Source organism: Methanosarcina sp. WH1, from assembly GCF_000970005.1.
Lineage (GTDB): Archaea > Halobacteriota > Methanosarcinia > Methanosarcinales > Methanosarcinaceae > Methanosarcina.
In genome coordinates, this window is record NZ_CP009504.1 from 1,498,668 (window position 1) to 1,524,860 (window position 26,193).

The window sequence follows — 26,193 nt, forward strand, 5'->3', positions numbered from 1 at the left end:
AGTTCTGAGTATTTTTCATCTTCTGCGTGGATCAAAATAATGACGCTTGAAATCTTCACTTCAGCCAGGGTTGCGAGATCTGGACAGCGCTTCAAAACCGGCGATGACTTCAAACAGTTCTTCATCGATGCCACTCTGACGCAGGCGATAAAATGATCCTTTGAAATCTTCCAGTAATTCATCGATGTTCTTGTCGGCGCGCTGCATCGCTACCAGACGGCTTGTATTTTCACTTGCAAGGGATTCAGCACATGCCCGGAAAAGTGAAACGAAAAGGTATTCGCGGATTAGTGCTCTCAATGTCTCTGTGCTATTGCCCATCACCTCAGGCAAGTTCCTGGTTGGCCAGGGAAGTTTGGCCAGATCACGCCGCCAGGTTTCGTCCAGTGGCAGCAGCCGCTGACCGACAGGCTCATAAGTAGCTCTGGTTTTGTGGCGGTTGTAAAACAGGTAAAGTTCGGTATTCTCATCCTGGCTTCGGAGCTTTTCGTTTTCCACAAGAATCTGACTTATAAGCGGAGTAATGGCTTTGACGGAATTCGGCACTGTAAAGAGTCCAATTAACGGCAAATCCGCATCTTCCAGGCGCGAATAAACACGCTCACCGACAGCCCAAACCCGAGGTTTACCTGGCAAACCTGCCAGTTTTTTGACCGCATAATCGGCTACAATATCATTAAACTGACCCACAAGTCCCTGATCTGAACCGAACACGACCGCATTAATAGAACCGGCATTTTTCTGCCCTGTCCGCTCTGCAGGAGCGGAGGGTTCAATTTCCCGAAAGCATACTTCCAATCCCATTTCTACTGTGCGATAGTAGTCTGACAACGCACTCGCTGATTTCTCGTATTGCCCTATGCTTGAGGCTGCAAGGGCTTTCATCGTGCGGACGACGGATTGAAGCTCATTTGCTCTATCAATCTTTTTGCGCAGACTTTCTGTGGTTTCGCTCATAACCTCTCCTTATTTTTCCCGCCTGGTTTTGACCTGGGTTTTGGATTCTGGCTTTGACTTATCTTCAGTTTTGGACTCAGGCTGGAAGTGTTCCAGTGTTCTGCGTGCGATCTCGAGAATTATTTCCCGGTCTTTGTCGTTCAATTCTACATCGGCATTGAACCGTTCGCGCACTTCTGCTGGGATATCCGTTACCGCCTCACGCAGGGAATGCTCAGCGTCTGCCATTCGGTCAAGCGGTACACTGTCAAAGAGGTTTGCGTCCAACGCAAGCAGAATGAAGATTTGTTCAAGCATGGGTACAGGAGAGAATTCCGGCTGTTTAAGAATGGAGCGGATTCGCTTTCCATGCTCGATAATCTTGTGGGTGTTTTCGTCCAGCTTGGCGCCAAACCGGGTAAATGCTTCGAGTTCTTCAAACTGTGAGTAGGCGAGCTTCAGGTCCCCAGCCACTCCGCGGTAGGCAGTAAGTTGGGCTTTACCGCCTACACGAGAAACGGATTTGCCAACATCAACTGCAGGCAAAACTCCCAATTCGAAAAGTGAAGGCGAAAGATAGATCTGCCCGTCTGTGATAGAAATCAGGTTAGTTGGAATATAGGCGGAAATGTTCTGGGCTTCGGTTTCGATAATAGGAAGGGCAGTAAGTGAACCACCCCCGAGTTCCTTGAGCAGATGGGTTGCACGCTCCAGTAACCGTGAGTGAATGTAAAAGATATCCCCGGGATATGCTTCGCGCCCCGGAGGACGACGGAGCAGGAGGGAAAGTTCGCGATAGGCACGCGCATGATTGGTTAAATCGTCGTAAACAATCAGCACGTCTCGACCCGATTCCATAAAATTCTCTGCAATGCTGGTTGCGGCGTAAGGAGCAATATAGGTCAGACCGGATGGATCATTACCTTCAGTCACGACTACAACGGTATACTCCATTGCACCCTTTTCTCGCAAGGTTGCTATTGTCCTGGCAACTGCCGATGCGCGCTGGCCTATGGCACAATAAACGCACAGGACATTGTAATCGCGCTGGTTAAGGATGGTATCGATCGCAATTGCAGTTTTGCCAGTCTGGCGGTCTCCCAGAATTAACTCTCGTTGGCCACGCCCAATTGGTATTAACGCATCGATAACTTTTATGCCGGTCTGGAGAGGCACTTTGACTGGAGCCCGATCCATAATGTGCGCGCTGGGGCGTTCGATAGGCAAGCTCTTGCTGGAGACTATAGATCCTTTACCATCGAGTGGCCGACCGAGAGGGTCGATAACACGCCCGAGCAGTCTTTCGCCTACGACGATGTCCATAACCCGGCCAGTGCGTTCGACTTCATCTCCAGCATGCAGATGTGAGTATTCGCCCAGTAAAACGACACCGATTTCTTTTTCATCCACGTTAAACGCGATCCCAAACACCTCGCCGGGAAACTTTACCAGCTCCTCATAACCCACACTGGGAAGTCCGGAGACAGTGGCGATGTCTGTGGAGACTGTCATGATAGTGCCCACCTCCCGCGGAGTGAGCGTTGGAGTGGATGATTCACGCACCTGGCTTATTTCATTAAAAGCGTTGTCAAAAACATCCTTTAGACTTTCAGGTTCCATGTTCATCGGCTCTTTATTTTGACTTTAGTTCGGGATTGAACTCTTTTTTATTCTCAGATCCCTGTTCAGTCGCGGATTCATCAGTTGACTCAGATCTGGCTTTGGCGTCAGGTTCGGTTTTCAACTCAGGTTCGGTTTTCAACTCAGGTTCGGTTTTCAACTCAGGTTCGGTTTTGGCTTCACTTTTGGGTTGCTCTTTCAGGAGCTCATCGATGCTTTTTTCCAGCGATGAGAGATAATCCGCGATGCTCCACGCCACTTTTTGTCCATTTGCGGTTAACTCAATCCCGCTGACCAGGTCTGGCACTGTCTCGAACCTGGCTTGAATCTCGATTCCAAGCGTTTCTTTAATCGTCTTTTTGACCAGGTCACGCTGTGCCTGTGGAAGCTCGAAGGCAGTTCGAACGAGCACCGGGCTTGAAGACACACCAAGCGCAGAGGTCACCTGTTCCTTCTCTGCACCTTCCAGTTCGAGCAGCCTTTGAGCAAACGCATCAACTGTGCGCTCTTCCAGACTCGTTCCAGCCAGATCCTGCAGCGCTTTTCGGGCAATGGCAAAGACTTCCTGTTGAGCCCGGTGGCTGATTGCCTGATTTAAATTCTGTTTGTCATTTCGTAACGTTTCCTGCTGTTTTGATCTTAAATCGGAGGCTTCCTGCCGGGCTTCTTCGAGAAGCCGCTGACGTTCGGCTTTCGCTTCATTTTTTGCCCTGCTCAAGAGCGCAGTATGTTGCTGGTCAAACTCCTCGTTCTTACGCCTGAACTCTTCTTTCTCTTTTTGCGCTTCTGCCTCTTTAGCATCGGCATCTGCAAGTTCATCTGCTACCTTCTTCTCACGCGCATCGATGGCATTGAGAATAGGTTTGTAAAGGAAGCGCTTCAGCAACCAAACCAGTATTAGGAAGTTGAGTACCTGCGCAATGACTGTAAACCAATCGATCAACATAGGTTATTTACCTCTGCAGCTCAGGCAATTGCCTTACTCCAGAACGGGTTGGCGAAGATCAGAATCATCGAAACCACAAAACAATAGATAGACAGGGACTCGATCATAGCCAGGCCCACGAACAGGGTCCGGGTAATGGTCGCGGAAGCGTCGGGTTGCTGTGCTAACGAACTCAGCGCCGTTGCAACAGCCCTCCCTTCCCCAATTGCGGGCCCGATAACTCCAATGCCTATAGTGATGCCAGAGGTGGCAATTGATGCCACCGCGATTGTAGTCGTATAAATATCCAGAGCCATAGTGTTTCCTTCTTTGTTAGAGTTGTTGTTTCAATTCTTATTATCCGGTTTCACTTCTGGACTTGCCGGTTCTCGTGGCGGCAGTAATGTAAACTGTAGCCAGAATACTGAAGATGTAGGCCTGCACCATGCCAATTAGCAGGCCGAGAGCGGTCATAATTATCGGAAAGATGAATGGCGTTATTGTCAGCAGTATGCCGACAATCATAGACCCGCTCATAATGTTCCCGAACAGCCGGATTGCCAGAGCCAGCGTGCGGGATACTTCACTGATAATATTAAACGGCAGCATGATGATCGTCGGCTCCGTGTACGACTTGAGATAGCTCCCAAGCCCCTGCTCTTCTATGCCGAAAATTGGCACGGCCACAAATACACATAACGCGAGCGCAGCCGTGGTTGAGAGAGAGCCGGTTGGGGGCTCATAACCCGGAAAGATGATAGAGAGGTTGGATATGGCGATGAACAGAAAGAGCGTGCCCAGAAAGCCCAGGTACTTCTGCGGTCGATTCAGGCCAACATCTTCAATTTGTTTTAAAATGCCCATGACAACGATTTCCAGAATATTCTGCCAACGGGAACGTTTTAGATCAGTGGAAAGTTTGCTTGTAACGATTTTTGAACCGACTACCATTACCAGCATTAACCCCCAGGTGTACACAATCGTAGCGTTGAGCTTGATAAAACCGTACTGCCAGAAAACCAGCTCATCAGGACTAAGTCGCATGACTTGCCTCCTTTGTCAGTTGATTCGGGTCTTCCTTCGGGAGCCTGGTTAGTCTGAGAACGATACGGCGTATAATGAAAAATCCAAGTAAGCACATGAGCAGCCTCTCCCAATGGCCTCCCGAAGCAAAATAAAATCCAGCCACAGAAGTGCCAGTCCGCAGCAGCAGGCTGCCGAAAAACAAAAGCGCTGGTTGCTTAGACGAAAGCCCTTTCTGAACCGTCCACCAGAGGCCGCCGAAGAAAAAAGCTCCGAGCAAAAAGCCAGCTACCAGCGCCAGGATCAGATTCAAAACTTCATTCATTGTTATCCTCCTGTTCCTCCTGTATTTCCTTATGCTCCCTGGCTACCCAATGCCATGCATTCAAACAGCCGATAAACAGGCCGATAATCAGCATTGTAAGAGTCCAGGAAAAGCTCACTGGATATTGCCTGTCCAGCCAGAGACCAAGTACCGCACCAAGCAGCGTTGGAATTGCCACAGACCAGCCGATAAGCCCCATCATGCCTAAACCAAGCCAGACAGTCCGGTTCACATCCCGTTGCGCTTTGAGTTTGCGTTCAGCTTTTGTCCCAACCTGGTGGGCCAGGGAGGGTTCGTCCTTTGAGTTTTTCTCTGTCGATCTGTCAGTCATTCCGAAACTCCGCTAAGCGACGTATAAGCCCGATTTCCAATTTTGTCATCACTAAACGCATTTTTTGCTCGCTCTCGTCCAGGGTCAAGAATTCTCTTTCCACCGCCTCTCGTAACTGTCGAAGGTCTGTCCCGGCAATGGCGCTGTGCACTGAGACCAGCACATCCTGACCAGCCTTGATCAGTACGCCTTCATCGACAGCCACATAAACCTCGCCTTCTGCTTCGGTTTCATAAATAAAAATCCCGGGTTCCAGAGCTGCAACACAATCGAGCCGGTGTGGCAAAAGTCCAAACGAACCCTCGCGGGTCTCTGCAACTATACGTGATACACTTTTCTTTTCGGCAAAAATCTGGAAAGGCAGAAGAATCTTGAGATTCATATTTGTTGAACTCATAATTGATCCCTGCTTGATTTTCTGGCTATTGCTTCATCAATTGTTCCGATCATGTAGAGATCGCTTTCCGGGTAGTCTTTGAATTCGTCTTGCAGGATACGTTCGCAACCGTCGAGTGCGTCTGAGAGAGCGACGAATTTACCTTTAAAACCGGTAAACTGTTCTGTGGTGAAAAATGGCTGAGTGAGGAAACGCTCCAGACGGCGAGCGCGAACGACAACGTTCCTATCCTCCTGCGAAAGTTGTTCCAGGCCAAGCATAGATATTATATCTTTGAGTTCTGCATATTGAGCGAGTGTATGCTGGATTTCCTGGGCTAGACGATAATGCCTTTCGCCAATGATGCCGGGAGTGGATATTTTTGAATTTGACTGCAAGGGGTCAATAGCCGGATAAAGTCCCTCACTTGCCCTTTTGCGCGAGAGAACAATCGATGCCGAAAGGTGTGAAAATGTATGCACAGCTGAAGGGTCCGTGAAATCATCAGCCGGTACATACACCGCCTGAATTGACATGATGGCTCCTGCATCGGTATTGGATATACGCTCTTCGAGCTCCGATAACTCGGTGCCCATTGTCGGTTGATAGCCGAGGCGCGATGGCATCTGCCCCATCAAGCCGGATACTTCCGAACCAGCCTGGATGAACCGGAAAATGTTATCGATAAGCAGCAGCACATCGCGGTGCTCATCATCCCGGAAATACTCTGCCATTGTAAGTGCTACATGACCCACTCGAAAACGAGCGCCAGGGGGCTCGTTCATCTGGCCGAACACCATGACCGTATTCGGGAGCACACCTGCTTCTTTCATGTCACGATAAAGTTCTTCCCCTTCACGACAACGCTCCCCTATTCCACAAAATATACTCACTCCCTGGTGTTGCTTGACCACATTGTGAATCATCTCGGTTAGCAACACTGTTTTGCCAACACCCGCTCCTCCGAATAGGCCTGATTTGCCTCCGCGTTCAAGGGGTACCAGCACATCTATAGCCTTGATACCGGTCTCGAAGATTTCCGATTTGGTTGACCGACGTATCAATGGTGGTGGAGGTTGATGGATTGTGCGCCACTGGACGTTTGACGGGGGCGCCTTGTGATCGATGGCATTTCCAAATACATCGAACATCCGGGAAAGAATTTCCTTCCCTACAGGTGCCTTCAATGGCCCACCCGTATCTACCACAGTTGTGCCCCGGGCAAGCCCTTCGGTAGGGGTCAGTGCAATCCCACGGACGTGATATGAATCCAGTTGGGTTAAAACCTCAATGACAATTTCTTCATCTTTTCCCGTACGTAGCAATGAATATATGGGAGGCAAATACTTCTCAAATTTTATATCCACGATACTGCCCCGTACCGAGACGACTGAGCCGAGGTTCGAGGAATTGTTTTTATTTTCCATATGACCTTTAACAGCTCCCCTCATGATTGTTTCGCATCCTTTCATTTTTGGAAGTGTCCACTTCTTTTTATACAGGGTGTAACTCGTGAAATCTGAACGGATATGATGGGAATTGACATTCAATTTAGTTCCACAAAAACTACAATAAGCGGGAAACGCTGAAGAGAAAACAGAATGAAATTGTTTTTTAAATAATACTTCTGGTAAAGGAACTACTATACTGCCTTATAGCATTACTTTTCTTATAACATCATTTTTCTAAAGAATTGTTTACTGTTTTGTTTACTCTTCCCCATAAAGGAATGTATCATTTAATTATATTAACTTGACTTTACCATATTTTTCATTTCACAGCTTACAGCAAAGTATAATTTTTATCCTTTTAAGGACGTGATAAATAATGAAAATTTTACTCGGCCCTTAAAGTGGGGAGAAACATTAAGGTAAAAAAATCCCATACCTCAGATCTTTTTTACCATTGAGATATGCTCTATGTTAGGCTCTATGTTAGCTCAAGAAAAGTATCCTTGTAGGCAATAAATCCAAACTGTTCATAAAAGCTTACTACATGGGTTTGGGCGTGAATATAAACCTCTTCTGTTCCCATTTCTACAGCTTTTTCCATCATTAAAAAGTGTCAAAGACAACTTTTTTTAAAAAAAAGGATCGGATAAAAGATAAATGAACGGGCCCGCCGCGATTCGAACACGAGTCAATGGGTATCTTCGTAATAATTTTACTTCGAAGCCCATTAGGATATCCTGGCTACCCTACGAGCCCACGGTGCAGGAGAAGTGATAGTAACTATCCATATTAAAGGTTTCTCTCAAAATTAAGAAAACAGGACAGAAAAGGAGAGCAAGTTCAAAATTATTTCTTTAATGAAAATATTTATCAAGTCTAACAGGATAAATAAAAGATAGCAGATTGGATGAAAAATAGGAAATTTATGGCTCTAAGCCAGGTCGAAATTAATTAAATTATTCCCTATACAAAAAGGAAATATGCCGCATACATAAATATTATATTGCAAAGGTTCTTTTAATATGTAGAAGTAATTTTCGGCATCATATTATTATCAGTATTTGAATGTAGAAATCATAAACGCCGTAATCTGAATTACTAAAATTTATCTGAATTACTAAAATTTATCTGAATTACTAAAATTTATCTGAATTACTAAAATATAATAGATAATCATTTTATTTCAAGCTTTAAAAGAATAGTGAAGATATGTCTTAAGTTAGAAAACTGTTAAGATTATTTTTATATTTTTCTATAATTTACAATACATTGTACAACTAATTCAATGCCTTATGATAGCGAGGAAAGGAAACAGGGCAAAGTACACAAAAGGACGAAGGACTACAAAAATGGAGATGGTTTCTCTACGGTTCTATTCGCCTTCTGGTAAAAGAAAACACCTACCTTGGAAAAATGGAGTGCTACTATGCATATCCAAGATGCGCAGTACCTATATTTCTCCTGATATGTTGATTTTTGAAATAACATCTAAAGGGATCAAGATTCATGAATCTAAGGGAGGAAACCTTGTTGAATGAGATAAACAAACCAAAAGTCCTGATTGTAGACGACATGATGGAAAATGTAGAACTGATGGGAGCTTACCTTGCAGTTGAACCTTATGAGGTTATCTCTGCCTATGGTGGATATGAAGCACTCCAGAGAGTTAAAGAAGAAAAACCGGATATTATCCTTTTGGATGTTATGATGCCTGAAATCAATGGCTATGAAGTCTGCAAAATTCTCAAAGAAGATCCCGAAACCCAGTTCATTCCTGTCCTGATGCTTACTTCCCTTTCTGAACTTGAAGACCGGATAAAAGGGATTGATATCGGAGCTGATGATTTTTTGACAAAACCCATAAACAGACCTGAACTCAAGACCAGAGTGAAATCTCTGCTCAGAGTCAAGTACCTTCACGACAGATTGGTTTCCGACCGTGACAGTCTTGAAGTAAAGAACAGGGTACAGAGTATCCTTACCTCTATAATTCCGATTCTTCTCCAGTCTGTCTCCAATGAGGAAAAAAAGGTTGTAATAAATCAGATGACAGGCATGGTCGAAAAGACACTTTTTGATCTGTACCATTTTGAGGACAGGGAAATGGATCTGGCTTACGCAGGGAATGTCTGTGCCGAGATAATGAACCAGATTGGTGGGACCTTTTCCTCGACTATGGGTGAAAATGAAAAATTCTGGGTAGTCAGGGGAACAAAATGTCCCTGGAAAGGAGAAGAAGCTCGCAAAAACCCCATCCTCTGCACACTGACCAGAAAAATTTTTTCAAACATAACTTTGAAAGTAGATCCGACCTGCAGTCTCGAGGCTCGAAAAACCATAGGAAACAGGAATGACTGCTGTGAATTCATCATAAAAGCAGCATAATATTTTCTATAAGTTCCTTTCAGCCCAATTTCACCCCAGTTCACTCAGTCATTTATTGGTACATTAGTCAAGATATTTCTCCTTAAACTCTGAGATCTGCTTGCTGCTTCCCACAACTGCAATTATGTCTCCTACCCGGAGTACAGTCTGTTTGTTAATATAAGTAGTAACAAGGCCTTCACGCTCAATGCCTATTACAGTGCATCCGATTTTTTTTTCGAGATCCAGCTCTTCTATTGATTTTCTGTCAAAAAAAGAGCCTTTATCAATATGGTACTTTTCGATTTCTATGCCCTCATAAAGCATTATATCTTCATCGATCCTGCAGATTTTTCCAATACAATTTGCGCTCATTTTGGCCAGCATCTGTCCTGCAACTATAGAAAGAGACCCAACATAGTCCGCCCCTGCCTTATATATCTTATCAATAGATTTTACAGAGTTTGCTCTTGCCACAATGGTAGCTTCAGGGTTCAGTCCTCTGGAAATAAGGGTTGCGAAAATAACATTGGTATCATCATTCAGGGCTACAAACACAAAAGATGCAGTCTTTACTCCAGCTGCAATCAGGACATCTTCATCTGCCCCGTTGCCCACAAGATGTTCGAATTCTACATTCTCAAAAACTTTCTCATTGGAATCCACAACTACAAAACGGAACAGTCCTCCAGAGAGTTCACTCACAATGCTTTTTCCAACGTCTCCATACCCGAGTACCACCAGATGCCCTTTTGATTCCATTATCAATCCCTCGAGTTTTTGGTCGTCAATGTGTAAGTTTCTTCAGTTTTGAGAGCTCCTCCGGCGTTCCCACAGCCAGCAGGACAGAGTTGCCCCGGATGATGTCATCCTCTTTAAGGTTAAAAGAGAGAGCCCCGCTTTTCCAGATTCCAACAATTTTTGCATCAGTCAGCCGCTGGCTGGAGACTTCTTTAAGGGTCTTGCCTATAAGCGGGCTCTTTAGGTAGATAGGAAATTCCGTAACGTGCATTCCTTTGAAAATTTCAGTTGTCCCTGTCACCCTGCTTACAAGCCTGTCCATTGCTTTTCTTCCGATAAACTGCCCGAATATCGATTTCGGAGAAACAACGGTATCAGCACCTGCATATTTCAGGTATTTTGAATTGGATTTATCCTCAACGATGGCAATAATATTGAGGTGCTTAAATTCTCTGGCAGTAAGTACGATATTTGCGTTTTTCTCATCGGACTTGTTGGCAATAAGGATCCGGGCTTTTTCAATACCTGCATTCGTAAGTGTCTGCCTATCACTTGGAGCCCCGAAAATGCAGGGGATGTCCCTGTAAACAAGTTCTTTGATTATTTCTTCCTCATCCTCAACTATTATAAACGTTATTTCCTGCTCTGCCAGTTCATCAATCAGGGTTTCCACCAGCTGGTTGTACCCACCGATAATGATATGTTCTTTCATGCTGGAGGGTGCTTTCCTGGGCAGCCTGAACTTGATCACCCTGTCCATCCAGGGAGCGATTACATAAGTTGCAAGAAAACCCGATATCAGAATAATTCCCATTACCTGCACGACTATGGAAAAGATTCTTCCCGGAAGTGAGGTGAAGACCACATCGCCATATCCTACCGTTGCAATGGTAGTTGTAGCCCAGTAGATAGCTGTGACAGCATTTGCATTTTCTGGCTGGTTCTCAAGAATCATAAGATATTTGAAAAGCAGAATATAGATGGTAAGCAGGAGCAAAGCTGCAAGTTTATATACCGTATTAGGCCTTTTGCGCATGATTTTTCGAAACATTGATCTGTGACTGATCTTTTTTCGATGTGAAGAAAACATTTTTAGTGCCCTACCCTGGTTCTTCTGCTTGGCCTGGTTAAAATACTTTATCCATATTAATACATCTCTAAAGGTTCATAGAATCTCGCTTCGGCAGAGTTGCGACTCTGCAGTTCGAGGTCCTTTTTGCTGCGCTCAAGAGGACTTATTTATTGATGCTGGTACTGAACTTCGCTCAAGAGGACTTATTTACGGACGTTGATATCGAACTTTGCTTAAGCGGGATAAATTACAGGTATTCAACTCGTACAACCTTATTCACTATATAGAGTCGTTTTTGTCACAATTGACACAGGAGAGCGGTTTTTCAAAGTAAAAAAAGAGATGAAGGCAATAGTAAAAGCAGTATTTGAAAAAAGACTTGTTTTCTACCTTTTTTTGGAAGGCTTCCAGACAAACTGTCAGAGATGCTTGTGTTTACCTCATAATTAAAAAGTGGTTTCCGGTGTCAGAGAAAGTATTCTTTCAGCCCTGGGGTATTTCTCAAGGTATTTTTTATCTTAATTGCGGTGTTGTTTTGTCGGACGTTTTTTATCTGGGTGACATGTGGGCAAAATCTTTTGCCGTGCAGGGAGAGAAAAACAAAAGATCCAATCTCTGGATATTCTGAATAATAATAACTGATTAATCGGGGACCACCAGAATTAAATAAATTCAAAAAAACGGGAAGAGATTTTAACTTCCCGGCTTTCCAGCAAATTTCCGAATTAATGGAATTAATCTCGATTCTGTTCTCAGTTTTAGCTGTTCATATCCACTGCCCTATGAAAGGCCCGAAGATCATGAAGAGGAATGAGAATAGGATCAACATCGATAGACTTGCTGCAATCGAATTTGAGATCCTTTCCGAAATTGCCTCGTTTCGTGTAAACCGGTATATGAGCGAGTAGCTGTAGTCCTTAAACACATGCCCACCATCAAGAGGCACTGCAGGTAGGCAGTTGAAAAGGCCCACGTAAAAGTTCAGCCAGCCGATCCAGAGCAGGGAGTTTGCAATCCAGAATATTCCGACACCGAGGGGCTCGGCCCAGCCAATCGGATGGTAAAACTGAGTGATTGTGCCTGAAAAGCCGCGGAATCCCTCACCTGCAAATCCGTATATAGGAAGCCCGAAAAGGATTATCCAGCCTACTGGTTCATCAAGCAGGGAAGGGATCTGCTTTAGCGCTTCAAGATAGAATTTTGCCTGGGGCATCCAGATGGAAATTCCGAGCATCTGGCACTCCAGGACTCCGTTATTCCCGTATATCACTCCAAGGAAGCCACTTTCACCATTTGAGGGATTAAGAGCCAGTTTGACATCAAAAATAGCAGTCCCGTTTTCGGTAAGTGCACCCGTATAATTTGCAGAGGGCAGCATCTCTACCTCTATAGTCTGGTTTGCTTTTGTCTTTTCCATGACATCAATGAAACTTGCAATGCTTCGCATTCTTGTGTCGTTAATCCGGAGCATTATCATTCCGGTTTTGATTCCTGCAGCCTCTGCAGGACTTCCTTCTACAATCCCTCCTACAGGCACTCCACTGAAACATTCCTCTGGAGAAGAAGGAACTTTTAATTCATAGACTGAAACGACGCTGTCTTTTGAGGCATGAATGCGCAAAGAGTCTCCAGGTTCAACCGTATCAAGATAGGAGAGAAGATCCATGCCTGTGGTGACGGTTGTGTTGTCAACCTGTGTGATTACCATGTCTTCCTTAAGCCCTGCAAGCTGAGCTGGAGAACTTTCATTTATGCCTATGATCATTGCATCACTGAGAGGGGCAATCGCCCCCAGCACGGGCCCGAAAAAGAGCAGTAAAGCAACAAAAGCAACGCAGAAATTAGCCATAACCCCGGCAGCAAGGATACGGGCTCTCTGGGTTCTTGTGGCAGTTACTGCTGGTTCAGGCTTTGTTTCTTCGGGTCCGGGGAGATCCGTTTCTCTGTTTTGCTTCTCTTTTAGCTTTTTTTCTTCTTTTTCTTTCTGCTCCCACTCTTCGATTTCCTCAATCGACGCCGTTAGCGGAAGCTCTTTGTTTACTTCCTCTTTTTTACCGAAGAGCTGTTCATCATCAGGTTCCGCAAAGCCCCCTATCGGGACAAGGGCTAACAGGATTCCCATGGATTTGACTCTGATGCCTTCAACCCTGCACAGAATCGCATGGGAAAACTCGTGCACTACAAGAGTAACTAAGAGGGCAATCACCCCCCAGGTAAAAGGAATAAACTCGTTTACTCCGGGGATCAAGAGGATATTCCTGGGAGCATTGTACTTTCCCGGCGCTGGCACTGTGTCGTTCAGGAAAGATGTATAGAGTGCAAGGTCCGAAATTGCAATGACCAGGAACATGGCAGCCATGCCTGCAAACATCATCAGGATTCCAATGTTTGCGAAAACTCTCCAGTAACGTTTCGGGCGGGCAAGAATGTCCAGTAGTTTAAGACCCTTTGTTGTCCTGATCATGAGGATAGGAAGAGGCCCGAAAGTGCTTATGTTATACTTTTCCAGAATACCCTTTCTATCAAGAAAGGAGATAAGGAACCAGTACATTAAAAAAATACCCAGTGCAATGCTTGTGCCACTCAAGGAAATTCTCCGAAATAATTAAGCTGAACCAATTATAAGCTTCAGATTGTGAATGTTAATTGCTTAAATATTGATGATTAACTGTCGATGGATTAACTGTTGATAGATTAACTGTCGATGGATTAACTGTCGATGGATTAACTGTTGATAGATTAACTGTCGATGGATTAACTGTCGATGGATTAACTGTCGATGGATTAACTGTCGATGGATTAACTGTCGATGGATTAACTGTTGATAGATTAACTGTCGATGGATTAACTGTCGATGGATTAACTGTCGATGGATTAACTGTCGATGGATTAACTGTCGATGGATTAACTGTCGATGGATTAACTGTTGACCTTTTATAACTGTATATAGAACATGCCTTCAATAAAGAAGTTAGCGCTAGCAACCTTTGAGAGAAGTTTACAAATATCAAGCTATTGTTTTAAACAGTAATCAGGGGAGAGTAGGCATACATTTAATTAATTAATTCTGTTAAACCCGGTTGTTTATCTTATTATAAAAACGTTTTAGTTCGTCTTTACATAGCATGTGATCCGGTTTCTTAATTACATCTTTTTTGAAAATGCCTGTCTCTAAAAAGGTACAAAATAATACCCAATAATTATATAAAAATATATATGGAATTACAGCTTTCGGTTCGTCTGAAAAGCCATTTTAAAGGCTATTTTAAAGGCTATTTTAAAGGCTATTTTAAAGGCTATTTTAAAGTCATATTTTATGTTCAAAGGCAAGATAATAATTACACGAATAATAATATCCAGTATATACCCAGTATATTTGTGGTTATAATAACTTTGTATGAGGTGCATGTTACATGCTTGGGATCGTATACATTACTGCCGGAGATATGAAGAATGCGTCAGAAATCGCAAGAGAGCTGGTTTCAAGAAGGCTTGCAGCCTGCGTGAATATGTTTCCGGTTTCTTCAATCTACAGGTGGAACGAAAAGGTCGAAGAGGACAATGAAGTTGCCATGTTTGTAAAAACCGATTCTTCTCGTCTTGAGGAGATAACAAAAGTCGTGAAATTATTACACACATACGAACTGCCTGCAATAGAATTCTGGGGAATCGAAGGGGAAGAGGACTACCTTGACTGGATTCGTGTAAACAGCTCAGAAAAGGGTGCCTGAAGATACATGAAATCCCATATAAATCCGAAGATCTCATAAAACCCTAACTTTGAAGCCGGAGATTCTGAAGCCAAAATAGAGAAAATTAAGCCAAAAAAGAGAATAAAAATATTGGTAACCATCTCCTGAATTCTAAAAAGGGAAGAATTAGCTTGCTTACAGGATTAGCTTTATATGCTAGTTCTATCTTTACCATATTGGATTTCAATAAATGCGGGAGTAACCAAGCGGTCAACGGTGGCAGACTCAAGATCTGTTCGTGCAGACGTTCAGGGGTTCGAATCCCTTCTCCCGCACTGCCCACTTTTTATCAATTCTTTTTTCGTTTAAGCTCTATTTTCATTTACAGTTCTCATTTTAGCTTAATTTCTCTGATTCTATTTACATTTCTTTTGAGTTGCGGCAAGAAGCCAGATCAAAGGTAATGGGTTTGGGGTCTATTTTCACAGGATTTCTTGCATTCTAATCATACCTCCGACTTTCCGCAGATGTCTTACAAATTCATTCCTTTTTCTCGCTAATATATAAATATCGAAAATGTCGTATCTTGCTCTGGCTTTCATTATGTTTTTTACAACACGTTCTCTTGATCATCACGGAATTGTTCCTGGCATTTATGATGAACTTGAAATTGGAAAAGTGATTGATGAAGTGCTGCCCAAACTGGGCAGCACAAGTTAGCTCATTCTATTGTAGTAAAGGCAATGATTCTCAACTGTCTTGGCTTCACAGGCAGTCGCCTTTATATGTACTCTCAATACTTTGAAACTCTTCCTGTTGAAAGACTACTTGGTTCTGGAATAAGTGCATCTGACCTTACATGTTGTAAATGCAACAGCAGTCAGGAACGAAGAAATTGCACTGAATGAAAAAGAGTATCAAAGAAGGTTTATAATTGCGAGCAATGACCTAAATCTTGATGCGAAAAGATGCTGAATCACTACAAGAACCAGAGCAAGGTAGAAAAAGGGTTCAGGTTCATAAAGGACAAAAGTTTCAGGGTTTCAGAAGTTTATTTAAAAAAACCTCAAAGAATTGAAACTCTATCACTGGTAATGGTCTTAACTTTGATGGTTTATTCGGTAGGATGTTAAGAACCGGAGTTATTTTGAGCAGATGAAGGGGCGGGATACATGGACCCTGGGCTTTGATGACCTTAAATAGGTGATCGAATCGGCTGTTTTGGCTAAGACGCATTTTGTAATTGTGGATGCCGTGGGGGTTGCAAAGGCCATGAAGACCGACAGTTGGCCTCTGGAACTCAAGAGGAATACTTCGTTGAAAGACCTGCTGGCAGCAGTAACTTTTGGCGCTCAGGACGAAGACCTGTAACAAGGCAGAATTTGCAAAAAACTAACTCATTATATTACTGGAAGTAATATAACCGACAGTATTTTATACTATTACTTACATAGTATGTATTGTTCACAAGGAACTAAGCTGTAAAATGAAGCAAATTCAGGACAGTCTGAAAGCTGATCCCGTAATATACTTCATTGACGCGTAGCTATAAGGTGGAGCAAATTCAGGACGGCTTGAAAACCGATCCCGTAATATACTTCATTTATGGCGTAAACTGCGAGATGGAGCAAGTTAAGGACAGTCTGAAAGCTGATCCCGTAATATACTTCATTGACGCATAAGCTTAAAATGAAGCAAATTCAGGACAGAATAAAACCTGATCCCGCAATGAACTTCATTGACGTACGAGCTTAAAATGGAGTGAATTCAGGACAGATTAAAATCTGGTTCCGAAATCTACTTCATTGACGCGTAAGCTTCCAGATGGAGCAAATTCAGGACGGCTTGAAAACCGATCCCGTAACAAACTTCATTGAAGCGTAAACTGCGAGATGGAGCAAATTCAGGACAGATTGAGACCTGATCCCGTAACAAACCCCATTGACACGTAAGCTATAAGGTGAAGCAAATTCAGGACAGATTAAAATCTGATTCCGAAATCTACTTCGTTGACGCGTAAGTTTCCAGATGGAGCAAATTCAGGACGGCTTGAAAACCGATCCCGTAACAAACTTCATTGAAGCGTAAACTGCGAGATGGAGCAAATTCAGGACAGATTGAAACCTTATCCTGTAATAAACTTCATTGTTGCGTGTCAAACCTTGTGAACCCCTTACTAACTCTTTTAATCAACGCTAAAGTGTACAGATGCCGTTTTCTCTTCTTTTACTGCTTTTCTCAGCTTTTCATTCCTGATGTTTGACAAGCAACATCATGATATTTTTTTGAGATAAAGTGAACAGAATACTGGTCACTGATATGCTTACTTATTTTATCAGGTGCCATTATTTTCTTCAACGTACCCATAAAAAATAATGCAGATTGTCAGAATAAATATTTACATTCACAATCCCTATAGTCCCCGTTTAATTTCAATAGGCTTTGTAGAAATGCCCTCCTTAAGAAGTCTTCATTAATTTAAAATGAACGACATAACGTATTTTTGTTCATTTTCAGCCTCTTGAAGCTGTTTTAGATCTATTTTATATATGGCCCACTATAATAAAGAGGGAGATAAGGGGATAGTTTGCGGAGTGGCACGAATTAAACGAAATGGTAACCTCCGTCACTATATCTTACCAGAATTACATTCAGATCATTGTCCAGTATATATTCTGGTTATTTATCGAAACGCAAACATTCATAGAAGTTCCATAAGTACGTTCAAATGAAGTTCTAACGAATGTGTGGTTAGTTAAATTCATCTGTGGAAAATCTTGATAATTTCTGGAATAGTGCTCATAGATACCATTCCTGAGAAATGCTATTTTTTCAATCTGGGGTGTGTTAATCAGTTTCCCTCCATTTTGGTCCAGCTTATTCTATTGGGGGTGTAAGGAGAGGTTTCAAGGAGAAGGTTTCATCACGTTCTCCGAATCTGCCTTATTGAAGAATTCAAATACGTTTCTGTTTAACCACCTGCAAAATAATGGAGCTTCTTCATTATTTAAGTCAAAAATGTCTTCAGAATAAGGCGATGTGCCAAACACCGTTGAGTAATTGAAGCGTTTGGCAACTTTTAATGCTTCAATGCTTTTTTCGAAAGAGGCTGAGGAAAAAGGAGTTTCGTTATACATCAGTAAAAATGATCCATTGTACAGCGAGTTAACCTGAAAAACCACAGGTTAGTTTATAGTTTGTTAGGGAGATAGAGTCGTATTTTCAATATTATTTCCCTCTTTGAGGTTTGAAAGCTACTGCTCCTTCTATGCTTTGGAAAGTTCCCGTAATTTTCTGTTGTAGATTCATCATTTTGATGTCTCTCTCTGCTTGATTGTTATTTCTCTTCAATTCCAGTAAGTTCCCGTTTAAGATAGCAGTCCTGTGAATGGACTACGACATAATCAGGGTTTTCAATCATTTCAAGAGTCTTTTCAGGATGACCTTTTTGGCCACCAACTTTTTTGCCGCTGCTCTTGCGGAGATCCTTAGGTTTAGGTTTTTCATCGCAAAAAACATCAGTAGAAGGAGGTTTACTGTTATTTTGGCTGTTTTGATTTAAACGAGTCTATAAGGTTATTAATCTTTCAGTGAGTTTTTTATTTTGGGATTCAAGATTCTCAATATAAGCAATAACTTCAGGGTTTGAAGCACATAAAGCAAGAATCTCTTCACGTTTCATCAAGGAGAGAATTGATTTATCTTAGATCCAATTTTTCCTTGGAAAAAGGAAAAATTGTGGAGCTCTAATAAGACTATCTGGATAGTTACGAATAATTTGCAAAAACTAATATTAAATATTAGAAAAGTTTTATAAGTAACATTTACAATATAATTACTTTAAATTACAACTGTGGTTTGAGATTATATGCTTGTAGTGCCTCTTCTGGAAAAATATAAAAAATATCTGATGTGGTCCTATCGCACCCTCGGGTTTTTACAAACAGCCGGAAAATTTGCCTTTTTGTTTTTATTAATGATTCTATTTAACCTGTATGAACTAGCTTATTATATTCCCGGAGTGGATAAACTGAGCAAGTCCCAGACATACCTGGGCACTTACTGGTTTAACCTCGGGTTAATGGCTATGGGAGCACTGGCGTTGACTCTCCTTGCCGGTTTAATTTACAGGTTCTTTAACAGAGGAAGTAAATTTAACCTAATAAATCTCCTTGAAACCAGCTTTCCGGAACTGAGGACAAGACTGAGTACGGCATATGATAACAGTCAGAACATCAACGTAGTTACAAAGAAACTGCTTGAGGATGTGCACAGTCAACTTACAGGCATCAAAATAAAAAAAATAGTTCCGAAAAACCGGATTTTCAGGTCTTTCTTAATATTTCTGCTGGCTACAGGAGCTGTTACCTTCTGCATACATGAGGACTTCAGCTTTGATATTTCTCCCAGTCAGCTAATAGATGATCTCCGGGACAATATATATAACCTGAATGTCAGAGCGGCTTACGAGGAAAATGAGGCAGTTGCCCCGGATTCCAGGTATAATATAGAGGCTATTATCATAAAAAATGGAGATAAGGTTGAGATGAAAATCAACCCGAGCCTGGGACTTGGATTCACAAACCAGATAGATGCGGGTACTGAAAAAAACTTCTATGAGAACACAGACAGCTTTAAAGAGGAATTTAGGCAGAGTCAAACCTACTCGGAAAACCTGCCAGAAGAATATGAGCCTTTGATTAAACAATATTTTGAAACACTTTCATCCTGAATTAATGGAGTTTCAATATGAGAGAGCTACAGGAAATCCAGCTTGAAGATTCAGAACTTAACTTAAAACCTACCTATGAAAAAGCCCCCAAAATTTTCGAAATTATCCTTAAAGAAATTGGCAATGCTATCGTCGGCCAGAAAGAAATGATCCGACAGATCCTGATAGCCATGCTGTGTGAAGGGCATGTCCTCGTTGAAAGCAATCCTGGGCTCGGCAAGACACTTACGATTTCCACTATTTCCCAGATAATGAGTATGAAGTTTAGCAGAATACAGTGTACACCTGACCTTATGCCTGCAGATATCACAGGAACTGACATTATCGAAGAAGACGAGAGAGGCTCAAAATGTTTCAGGTTCAAGCAGGGTCCTGTTTTTGCAAACATCGTTCTTGCGGATGAAATTAACCGAGCTTCCCCGAAGACCCAGTCAGCCCTGCTCGAAGCCATGCAGGAAATGCAGGTAACAGTGGCAAATACGACATATACCCTGGACAGGCCTTTCTTTATCCTTGCGACCCAGAACCCGATCGAAATGGAAGGGACCTATACTCTTCCCGAAGCTCAGCTTGACAGGTTTTTAATGAAGATTCGCCTGGGTTACCCTGACCCCGATGAAGAGTTTGAGATTGTAAACCGTTATGCAGAGGCTTTCAGACCCGCGGTACGAAGATGCATGGACAAACAGACGTTTATCGAACTGCAGCAGATAAACCGCAGAATACCTATCTCAAACAAGCTCAAAAAGTATGCAATCGATATTGTAAACCAGACCCGGAATATGCCTGATATGATAGAAGCAGGTGCATCCCCAAGGGCTTCAATTGCACTGATCCTCTGCGCAAAGGCAAACGCGTTTCTCGACGGCAGGGGGTATGTTGATAAAGAGGATATTGATTCCATGGCCCTTCCGGTGCTCCGCCACAGGATAATTCTATCTTTTGATGCTGCGAGGAGCAACATCACGAGCGATAAAATCATAGAAAAAATCCTGGAAGGAAGAAAAACAATTCTCTGATCCGGCCTGTGGTAAAAAGGCTGGAGGCAATGATCAGATATGGTTGGCGCAAAACATACAATCGATACGTCATTCCTGACTCAGCTTGACAGGTATGCAATTCCTCTCAGCAGGAGAGTTACAGCAATTCACACGGGCAGTCACCAATCAACCAGGACAGGAGCAGGGCTTGACCTTATAGACCATAGAAAGTACAATCAGGGTGATTCATTAAAAAAAATCGACTGGAATCTCTATGCCCGTACGGATAAACTCTATATCCGCAGGTTCGAAGAAGACAAAAACCTCAACATGGTCATACTGCTTGACGCCAGTAGCAGCATGCTCTTTCCTGAAAGTACTCCAAATAAGTTCGAATACGCATCAACAATAGCCGCAGGAGTTTCTTACATCGTAATGAAACATAATGATGTGTATACGATTTCAACGTTTGCAGAAGACGTGGAGCACACAAAGGCACATAAAGGAAGGGACGATTTCCTGCGGACAATAGACTCCTTGGCCCGGATTTCAGTCCGCGGAAACACAAAACTTGCAGATTGCGCCGACTCCATATACCCGAGAATAAAAACAAAATCAATGGTGTTTATAGTCTCAGACTTCCTGGACAGTATCGATTCTGTCCACAATGCCGTTAACAGGCTGTCCAGACATGAGCTTGTGCTTGTACACATTTACGATGAGACCGAAATGGACCTGCCTGAAACTGTGGATGGGGCAGTAAAATTCATTGACAGCGAGACAAACGAAGAAATTAGTTTTACGGTGGGCCCGAACTTTAAAAAAGAATATGCTGCCGAATACGCAAAGCATATGGCTGGACTGGAGAAAATCGCCTACGATTTTAAAATCCCCTACTTCCGCGTCAACATAAAAAACCAGCCTTTTGATACCGTTCTTAAAATTATAGGTGAAGGGTGATCCTGTCGATGGACTTTGAATTTTCTCAGGGCTTGGCCGCACTTGCAGGTATAATTCCCCTTACGATAATATACCTGCTTAAGCCCCGCCCAAAAAACGTTATTCTGCCTTCCCTTATGTTCGTTCAAAGAATAAGCCAGAATGTGCTTGATTCCAGGCGAACCATCAGTAAGAAAATAACAGACCCTCTTTTTTTCATACAGCTGCTGGCTCTTATCCTTATATCGACAGCAATTGCAGGCCCTCTCCTGGAAGAGGCAAAAGCAGATTCGGAAAAGGTAGTAATTATAATAGACTCGTCTGCAAGCATGAATGCCCCGGATAGGGCTGATGGAGCAAGGGCAATAGCAATAGACAGCCTAGCCGAAGAAAATACGATTATCACCGCGGAAAGTATTCCTGTGGTGCTTGCAAAAGCGCTGGACGCAGACGATGCAAAAGGAGTGATTGACAACCTGGAGATGAGAAACACTCCAGGTGATATCCCCAAAGCGATTTTGACCGTTATAAACGAGAAAGAAAATGAGAATGGAAAAATAGTAGTCATATCCGATTTTGAAAACTGGGCAGGAAGGGCACCTGAAACATACATAAGGATTGCAAACGCGAGAAATACGGAGCTTGAGTTCAGGCAGGTAGGCAATAAAACTGCTAATTATGCAATTGTGGACGGTTATTTGAAAGACAGAAACGACGGGACGTATGAATATACCTGCATCGTCAAAAACTTCAACAACAGAAGTGCAGATCTTGACATTCAACTGGTGAGTAAGGCCGAATCCTCTTCCAGCACTACGGTAAGTAGCTCGGTACAGCTTGCAAGTTTCGGTGCACAGCAGATACAATTTTCAAATATCCCTCAGGGAACATCAACTGTGGAAATTCTCAATGAAGATGCAATACCCTGCGACAATATTGCTTACATTTCAATTCCTGAAGTCAAACCCAAAAAAATTCTGGCCTTAACAGACCCGGAGGAGGCTGCTGGTAAGTCTCCCCTGATAACAGTGATCTCCCTGCTGCCCGACATTCACCTTGATGTCCGGCAGGACCTTCCTGATAATGTTACGGAATATGATACCATAATTGTAAACTCCAAACATAAATCTCTCCCGGCCCTCGATGTCCTGGAAATCGTGGCTTATGCAAAAAGTGGAAAAGACCTGATAGTCATAGGAAATGAGTGCCTGTACGATTCTTTACAGATGCGCGGGTTTTATTCTATCCTTCCGGTAGACATAATTTCAGTAGAAGACGAAGACAGCCATACCATCGAGGCCGTGGGTAGTGGTAAAAATATTTTTAAAGATATCTCGTTCAGCGAGGTATATCTGCGCAAGTTCCTGGTCACTGTCCCTAAAGAAGGAGCTTCGGTCCTTGCAGAAGTAAAGGGAACAGGGCCTTTAGTCAGCATGCAGAACATAAAAAACGGGACAGTGACCTATGTCGGGTTCAGTGACATCACTGGAAAAGATGCATGGAACAATTTTGCTACTACCCCGACATACCCTGTATTCTGGGTAAAACTGCTCAGGTACACGTGGGGGATCGGAGCCATTAGTGAAACAAACGTGAATACGGGCCAGTACCAGGCATTCGACCAAGATGTCCTGATAAATACTCCGACAGAAACCATTAACAGTAATTTTGTCTATTATGACGAATGCGGGCTGTACAGCCTGAACCAGAAGATCGTTGCTGCCAATCTGTATGATTCCATGGAATCGAATACCTTTACGGAAAAAAGATTAAATCTGACCGGCGAGAACGGAGAAATCAAGAAGCTGGAACTTAGTACAAAATCCCCTGATAAACTCCGAAAATACCTTATTTACGCCTTACTGTTACTCCTCATAATTGAAAATGCAATTATGTTCAGGAGGAGGATCATATGACCTTTAATCTCCCTTATGGTTTTGATTTTTTACACAGTAGCGAATTGTTGCTCCTGGTCCCTCTGGCACTTCTTGTGATTCTAGGGTGCTGGAAAAAGGTCGATCAAAAACATCTGTTTTTCCATGCCCTTGTGGTCTTCCTCCTTATCCTGGCTCTTGCAGCTCCCTATTCTGCAGAAATGAGCGCACCAAAAAGCAGCCAGACCAGAATAACCATAATCTCCGATGAAAGTGCCAGCATGGAACTGCTGAAGAAAGGGGTTTCCGGGGAAATTTCCGATAAACTCGGGACCAGAGTTCCTGTTACAGTCACAACAGTTTCCGGGATACACACCTCTCTTGGGGATTCTATCATTCAACAGGCTTCCCCGGAAAACTATGTGCTTGTGGTCTCGGACGGGCAGAGCAATTCAGGGACCCCGGTTGAGGAAGCACTATCTTATTGTTACAAAAATAATTTTCCTGTAGCAGCCCTTATCCCCCGGACTGAAAAAGAGGACCTCAGCGTGGAGATTGAAGGAGATAATGAGGCTGTAATTGATAACGAGGCGTTTTATAAAGTTAATATTCGAAAGGCAACTGAAGAAAAAATAAGCTACCAGGTAAGGATTACCGTCGACCATCAAAAGGTTATGGAGCGAGAAATCACCCAGACCGGGAGAATAGAAAGCATAGAGTTCAACCACACTTTTGAGACGCTTGGACCTCACACCGTAAAGGCAACCCTGCACCCGGCAAGCATCAGCGTTAAAAACCTGGATTATTTCGAGAACAATAACCAGTACATGAAAAGTATATATGTAACCCCCAAGCCTAAGGTCTTACTTGTTACAAATGAGCCTGATTCTCCTCTTGCAAACACGATGAAAAAGATCTATGATGTCAGGGTAGCCAAATCATTTGGCCCCCTTAACGGTACGGATGCCGTTATAATTGATAATCAGGCTGCATCAACGATCTCGGATGCAGAAACCAGGACCCTCAGGAATTACGTCACTAACGGAGGAGGCCTGGTAGTTGTTGGAGGAGACTCTTCTTTTGATTACCCTGCAGAAGAAACGTACCGGAAAACCGATTTTGAGGAACTCCTCCCTGTCACCTCAGAGCCTTCGAACTGGAGAGGAGGCAGAAACATTGTCCTGATGCTTGATGTTTCACCCAGTACTCTGGAGAAAAATGGGCTAGGAGGAAGGGTACTTGACGATATACTGTCAAACGCTATTGTTCTTCTCGAAAGCGACCTCCTTAAAGATGCAAGAGTCGATGTGATAACCTTCGGAAGCAAGGGACAGGACATTACAGACGGGTTTATAGATATGTCAAAAGAGTCAAACAGGCTCTGGCTCGATGCTGAAATCCGCAAAATAACACCTACGGGGGACTCGACGTCCCTCGAAAGGGGCCTCATGACCGCACGCACAATACTTAACGGGGAGAACAAAAGCTCAGAAGCTGAAATTATAATCATATCTGATGGTGGAATCGGAAACGAGGGTGATACTGATAATAGATTTGAGCGGGCAGTCCAGTGTGCGGAAAACCTTCACGAAGGCAGCGACATAGGAGTCCATTTTGTCCACATACACGCTCCAAAAACCACCCGTCAGGTCACTTCCAAAGGGCAGTACTATGCCGAACTTTTCATGAACAAAATAGGCCTGTCCGAAAACTACAACAGGGTAGAGCCCGGCAAGAGGATAGACGTAAGCTTCTCCGATAATCCTGAGGAGTCCGAAGACCGGGATGATGAATATTCGAGTGGATCAATCGTAGTTTATGACCCGAAGCATTTCATTACCCGGAACATTTCCGACATAAACCACGATATTCTGGGGTACAATGAAGTCACCCCGAAGCCTGAAGCAAACCGCCTGGTTATAACAAGGCTCGGGAAACCGATAATAACGACATGGAGACTTGGGCTCGGGCGTGTTGCTGCGATTACAACCGACAATGGGAACGGAAATGGAGTTCCCTGGGCGGCGTCCCTGTACTCGGGAAATGACAGTTTGATAATTACAAGAACCCTGAACTGGGCAGTTGCAGATATTGAAATGTTCGAAGAGATCCAGCTAAAGGTACCTGACCTAAAAATGAGCCAACCTGGCAGAATCCTGATCACGACCGGAAAAGAAGGTACACCTGAACTCTATTTCGACAAAAAACCAATGGAAATCACATCTATCGGAAATAACATGTACGAATCATACATTACGGCCGACACCTTCGGGCTCCACAAAATCTCCGAAACCCCTGTTGAAGCAAACCTGACCGAGGGGTTAATGTATGAAGTTTCGGGGACTAAGAACGTATCCTGGAGACCTGCTGCCGTAAACCACCCGGATGAATATACATACGTCGGCGAAAATACTCTTTTCAGGATAGCTATACTTGAAAATGGAGGAAAAATCTACACTGCAGAAGATGTCTACTCAAGGATAATAGAGGACGCTTCAACCAGCACAGAGAAGAAAATCCTGACAAAAGTATTCTATACGAAATATTTCCTTGCTCTCGCTTTTCTGATATATCTGCTGTATACCCTGCACCACACGTATAATACACGCATGAAATGACCGTATCCGAAATAAGTAAAATTTCATAACGCCCGGAGACAACCTGCAAATCCAGGAAGTATGATAAACCCTGTAATACAGCTAGAAAGGACAACAAAGAGATGCAATTAACCCACAGCTAGAGATTCTGTGTACGTAGAAACATTATGTAAGATGTGCAACTGTATTAGTTCAACGATATTATGTAAAATATG

At 43.2% G+C, this 26,193-nt stretch carries 22 protein-coding genes, 2 tRNA genes and 4 pseudogenes; 12 read left to right on the forward strand and 16 right to left on the reverse strand.

What is annotated here, in order from left to right:
- Positions 1 to 60 precede the first annotated feature (60 nt).
- Both MSWH1_RS06635 and MSWH1_RS06640 read right to left on the reverse strand, forming a co-directional pair.
- Complete coding sequence (locus tag MSWH1_RS06635; RefSeq protein WP_048127153.1) at positions 61 to 957, reverse strand: F0F1 ATP synthase subunit gamma; 897 nt, start codon at positions 955 to 957, stop codon at positions 61 to 63.
- A 9-nt stretch (positions 958 to 966) separates the two neighbouring features.
- Complete coding sequence (locus MSWH1_RS06640) at positions 967 to 2,499, reverse strand: alternate F1F0 ATPase, F1 subunit alpha (RefSeq protein WP_231591958.1); 1,533 nt, start codon at positions 2,497 to 2,499, stop codon at positions 967 to 969.
- Here MSWH1_RS06640 and MSWH1_RS19935 point away from each other — a divergent pair.
- The gene (locus MSWH1_RS19935) at positions 2,429 to 2,578 is read left to right on the forward strand and encodes a hypothetical protein (protein WP_231585759.1); all 150 of its coding nucleotides are present in this window, start codon (positions 2,429 to 2,431) and stop codon (positions 2,576 to 2,578) included. The two genes, MSWH1_RS06640 and MSWH1_RS19935, sit on opposite strands and share 71 nt — an antisense overlap.
- Here MSWH1_RS19935 and MSWH1_RS06645 read toward each other — a convergent pair.
- From MSWH1_RS06645 to MSWH1_RS06680, 8 genes are all read right to left on the reverse strand, one after another.
- The gene (locus MSWH1_RS06645; RefSeq protein WP_048127157.1) at positions 2,570 to 3,502 is read right to left on the reverse strand and encodes an ATP synthase subunit B; all 933 of its coding nucleotides are present in this window, start codon (positions 3,500 to 3,502) and stop codon (positions 2,570 to 2,572) included. The genes MSWH1_RS19935 and MSWH1_RS06645 overlap by 9 nt on opposite strands.
- A gap of 20 nt (positions 3,503 to 3,522) precedes the next feature.
- Entirely contained in the window at positions 3,523 to 3,798 is a 276-nt protein-coding gene (locus MSWH1_RS06650) for a F0F1 ATP synthase subunit C (RefSeq protein WP_197074038.1), read from the reverse strand.
- 40 nt (positions 3,799 to 3,838) lie between these two features.
- Positions 3,839 to 4,525 (reverse strand): F0F1 ATP synthase subunit A, encoded by a 687-nt coding sequence (locus tag MSWH1_RS06655; RefSeq protein ID WP_048127158.1) that lies wholly within the window; start codon positions 4,523 to 4,525, stop codon positions 3,839 to 3,841.
- Entirely contained in the window at positions 4,515 to 4,829 is a 315-nt protein-coding gene (locus tag MSWH1_RS06660; RefSeq protein WP_048127160.1) for an ATP synthase subunit I, read from the reverse strand. Before MSWH1_RS06660 ends, MSWH1_RS06655 begins: the two co-directional genes overlap by 11 nt.
- Positions 4,822 to 5,160: an AtpZ/AtpI family protein gene (locus tag MSWH1_RS06665; RefSeq protein ID WP_048127166.1), complete on the reverse strand. Its 339-nt coding sequence runs from the start codon at positions 5,158 to 5,160 to the stop codon at positions 4,822 to 4,824. The genes MSWH1_RS06660 and MSWH1_RS06665 overlap by 8 nt, the downstream gene beginning before the upstream one ends.
- Positions 5,153 to 5,557, reverse strand: a complete 405-nt coding sequence (locus tag MSWH1_RS06670) for a F0F1 ATP synthase subunit epsilon (protein ID WP_082088052.1) — start codon at positions 5,555 to 5,557, stop codon at positions 5,153 to 5,155. Before MSWH1_RS06670 ends, MSWH1_RS06665 begins: the two co-directional genes overlap by 8 nt.
- Positions 5,554 to 6,963, reverse strand: coding sequence for a F0F1 ATP synthase subunit beta (atpD, locus tag MSWH1_RS06675; protein WP_048130278.1), 1,410 nt, complete (start codon positions 6,961 to 6,963; stop codon positions 5,554 to 5,556). Before atpD ends, MSWH1_RS06670 begins: the two co-directional genes overlap by 4 nt.
- 686 nt (positions 6,964 to 7,649) lie before the next feature.
- A tRNA-Arg gene (locus MSWH1_RS06680) sits at positions 7,650 to 7,743 on the reverse strand.
- Between the two features lie 774 nt (positions 7,744 to 8,517).
- Here MSWH1_RS06680 and MSWH1_RS06685 point away from each other — a divergent pair.
- On the forward strand, positions 8,518 to 9,372 hold the full coding sequence (locus MSWH1_RS06685) for a response regulator (protein ID WP_231591912.1): 855 nt from the start codon (positions 8,518 to 8,520) through the stop codon (positions 9,370 to 9,372).
- 63 nt (positions 9,373 to 9,435) lie between these two features.
- Here MSWH1_RS06685 and MSWH1_RS06690 read toward each other — a convergent pair whose 3' ends face one another.
- The 3 genes from MSWH1_RS06690 to MSWH1_RS06705 form a co-directional block, all read right to left on the reverse strand.
- Positions 9,436 to 10,113 carry a TrkA family potassium uptake protein gene (locus tag MSWH1_RS06690; protein WP_048127173.1) on the reverse strand — a complete coding sequence of 226 codons (678 nt, stop codon included), beginning with the start codon at positions 10,111 to 10,113 and terminating at the stop codon, positions 9,436 to 9,438.
- Positions 10,114 to 10,138: 25 nt separating this feature from the next.
- Positions 10,139 to 11,143 carry a TrkA family potassium uptake protein gene (locus tag MSWH1_RS06695; RefSeq protein ID WP_231591915.1) on the reverse strand — a complete coding sequence of 335 codons (1,005 nt, stop codon included), beginning with the start codon at positions 11,141 to 11,143 and terminating at the stop codon, positions 10,139 to 10,141.
- Positions 11,144 to 11,930: 787 nt separating this feature from the next.
- Positions 11,931 to 13,751 (reverse strand): site-2 protease family protein, encoded by a 1,821-nt coding sequence (locus MSWH1_RS06705; RefSeq protein ID WP_048127177.1) that lies wholly within the window; start codon positions 13,749 to 13,751, stop codon positions 11,931 to 11,933.
- Positions 13,752 to 14,577: 826 nt separating this feature from the next.
- Between MSWH1_RS06705 and cutA the strand changes: the two genes are divergently transcribed.
- From cutA to MSWH1_RS18900, 5 genes and pseudogenes are all read left to right on the forward strand, one after another.
- On the forward strand, positions 14,578 to 14,895 hold the full coding sequence (cutA, locus tag MSWH1_RS06715) for a divalent-cation tolerance protein CutA (protein WP_048127180.1): 318 nt from the start codon (positions 14,578 to 14,580) through the stop codon (positions 14,893 to 14,895).
- Between the two features lie 213 nt (positions 14,896 to 15,108).
- Positions 15,109 to 15,191 (forward strand) — tRNA-Leu (locus MSWH1_RS06720).
- 268 nt (positions 15,192 to 15,459) lie between these two features.
- Positions 15,460 to 15,713, forward strand: a pseudogene (locus tag MSWH1_RS20750) (DUF4277 domain-containing protein); the annotation flags it as partial.
- Between the two features lie 64 nt (positions 15,714 to 15,777).
- Positions 15,778 to 15,980 (forward strand): annotated as a pseudogene (locus MSWH1_RS20755) (IS1634 family transposase); the annotation flags it as partial.
- A gap of 97 nt (positions 15,981 to 16,077) precedes the next feature.
- A complete protein-coding gene (locus MSWH1_RS18900) occupies positions 16,078 to 16,227 on the forward strand; it encodes a hypothetical protein (RefSeq protein WP_156148093.1) in 150 nt (49 codons plus the stop codon).
- A 1,535-nt stretch (positions 16,228 to 17,762) separates the two neighbouring features.
- Here MSWH1_RS18900 and MSWH1_RS06725 read toward each other — a convergent pair.
- The 3 genes and pseudogenes from MSWH1_RS06725 to MSWH1_RS18915 form a co-directional block, all read right to left on the reverse strand.
- Positions 17,763 to 17,993, reverse strand: a complete 231-nt coding sequence (locus tag MSWH1_RS06725) for a hypothetical protein (protein WP_048127183.1) — start codon at positions 17,991 to 17,993, stop codon at positions 17,763 to 17,765.
- A 112-nt stretch (positions 17,994 to 18,105) separates the two neighbouring features.
- Positions 18,106 to 18,198 (reverse strand): annotated as a pseudogene (locus MSWH1_RS20760) (transposase); the annotation flags it as partial.
- A gap of 34 nt (positions 18,199 to 18,232) precedes the next feature.
- A pseudogene (locus tag MSWH1_RS18915) lies at positions 18,233 to 18,541 on the reverse strand (DUF6444 domain-containing protein); the annotation flags it as partial.
- A 291-nt stretch (positions 18,542 to 18,832) separates the two neighbouring features.
- Here MSWH1_RS18915 and MSWH1_RS06735 point away from each other — a divergent pair.
- Genes MSWH1_RS06735 through MSWH1_RS06755 form a run of 5 tightly spaced genes read left to right on the forward strand, consistent with a single transcriptional unit; the run spans position 18,833 to position 25,999 of the window.
- Complete coding sequence (locus MSWH1_RS06735; RefSeq protein WP_231585629.1) at positions 18,833 to 19,588, forward strand: hypothetical protein; 756 nt, start codon at positions 18,833 to 18,835, stop codon at positions 19,586 to 19,588.
- 17 nt (positions 19,589 to 19,605) lie between these two features.
- The gene (locus MSWH1_RS06740) at positions 19,606 to 20,607 is read left to right on the forward strand and encodes a MoxR family ATPase (protein WP_048127190.1); all 1,002 of its coding nucleotides are present in this window, start codon (positions 19,606 to 19,608) and stop codon (positions 20,605 to 20,607) included.
- Between the two features lie 39 nt (positions 20,608 to 20,646).
- On the forward strand, positions 20,647 to 21,528 hold the full coding sequence (locus tag MSWH1_RS06745; RefSeq protein ID WP_048127192.1) for a DUF58 domain-containing protein: 882 nt from the start codon (positions 20,647 to 20,649) through the stop codon (positions 21,526 to 21,528).
- Positions 21,529 to 21,536: 8 nt separating this feature from the next.
- Positions 21,537 to 23,423, forward strand: a complete 1,887-nt coding sequence (locus tag MSWH1_RS06750; RefSeq protein ID WP_048127193.1) for a VWA domain-containing protein — start codon at positions 21,537 to 21,539, stop codon at positions 23,421 to 23,423.
- Positions 23,420 to 25,999, forward strand: a complete 2,580-nt coding sequence (locus tag MSWH1_RS06755; RefSeq protein WP_048127194.1) for a vWA domain-containing protein — start codon at positions 23,420 to 23,422, stop codon at positions 25,997 to 25,999. The genes MSWH1_RS06750 and MSWH1_RS06755 overlap by 4 nt, the downstream gene beginning before the upstream one ends.
- Positions 26,000 to 26,193: the final 194 nt, after the last annotated feature.

Coding starts and splice junctions, on each gene's coding strand:
- MSWH1_RS06745 (WP_048127192.1), top strand. CDS start 20,647: ATGGTTGGCGCAAAACATACAATCGATACGTCATTCCTGACTCAGCTT.
- MSWH1_RS06735 (WP_231585629.1), top strand. CDS start 18,833: ATGATTCTATTTAACCTGTATGAACTAGCTTATTATATTCCCGGAGTG.
- MSWH1_RS06670 (WP_082088052.1), bottom strand. CDS start 5,557: ATGAGTTCAACAAATATGAATCTCAAGATTCTTCTGCCTTTCCAGATT.
- MSWH1_RS06690 (WP_048127173.1), bottom strand. CDS start 10,113: ATGGAATCAAAAGGGCATCTGGTGGTACTCGGGTATGGAGACGTTGGA.
- atpD (WP_048130278.1), bottom strand. CDS start 6,963: ATGGAAAATAAAAACAATTCCTCGAACCTCGGCTCAGTCGTCTCGGTA.
- MSWH1_RS06740 (WP_048127190.1), top strand. CDS start 19,606: ATGAGAGAGCTACAGGAAATCCAGCTTGAAGATTCAGAACTTAACTTA.
- MSWH1_RS06695 (WP_231591915.1), bottom strand. CDS start 11,143: ATGTTTCGAAAAATCATGCGCAAAAGGCCTAATACGGTATATAAACTT.
- MSWH1_RS06655 (WP_048127158.1), bottom strand. CDS start 4,525: ATGCGACTTAGTCCTGATGAGCTGGTTTTCTGGCAGTACGGTTTTATC.
- MSWH1_RS06665 (WP_048127166.1), bottom strand. CDS start 5,160: ATGACTGACAGATCGACAGAGAAAAACTCAAAGGACGAACCCTCCCTG.
- MSWH1_RS06750 (WP_048127193.1), top strand. CDS start 21,537: ATGGACTTTGAATTTTCTCAGGGCTTGGCCGCACTTGCAGGTATAATT.
- MSWH1_RS06660 (WP_048127160.1), bottom strand. CDS start 4,829: ATGAATGAAGTTTTGAATCTGATCCTGGCGCTGGTAGCTGGCTTTTTG.
- MSWH1_RS19935 (WP_231585759.1), top strand. CDS start 2,429: ATGTCTGTGGAGACTGTCATGATAGTGCCCACCTCCCGCGGAGTGAGC.
- MSWH1_RS06635 (WP_048127153.1), bottom strand. CDS start 957: ATGAGCGAAACCACAGAAAGTCTGCGCAAAAAGATTGATAGAGCAAAT.
- MSWH1_RS06650 (WP_197074038.1), bottom strand. CDS start 3,798: ATGGCTCTGGATATTTATACGACTACAATCGCGGTGGCATCAATTGCC.
- MSWH1_RS06725 (WP_048127183.1), bottom strand. CDS start 17,993: ATGTATAACGAAACTCCTTTTTCCTCAGCCTCTTTCGAAAAAAGCATT.
- MSWH1_RS06755 (WP_048127194.1), top strand. CDS start 23,420: ATGACCTTTAATCTCCCTTATGGTTTTGATTTTTTACACAGTAGCGAA.
- cutA (WP_048127180.1), top strand. CDS start 14,578: ATGCTTGGGATCGTATACATTACTGCCGGAGATATGAAGAATGCGTCA.
- MSWH1_RS06645 (WP_048127157.1), bottom strand. CDS start 3,502: ATGTTGATCGATTGGTTTACAGTCATTGCGCAGGTACTCAACTTCCTA.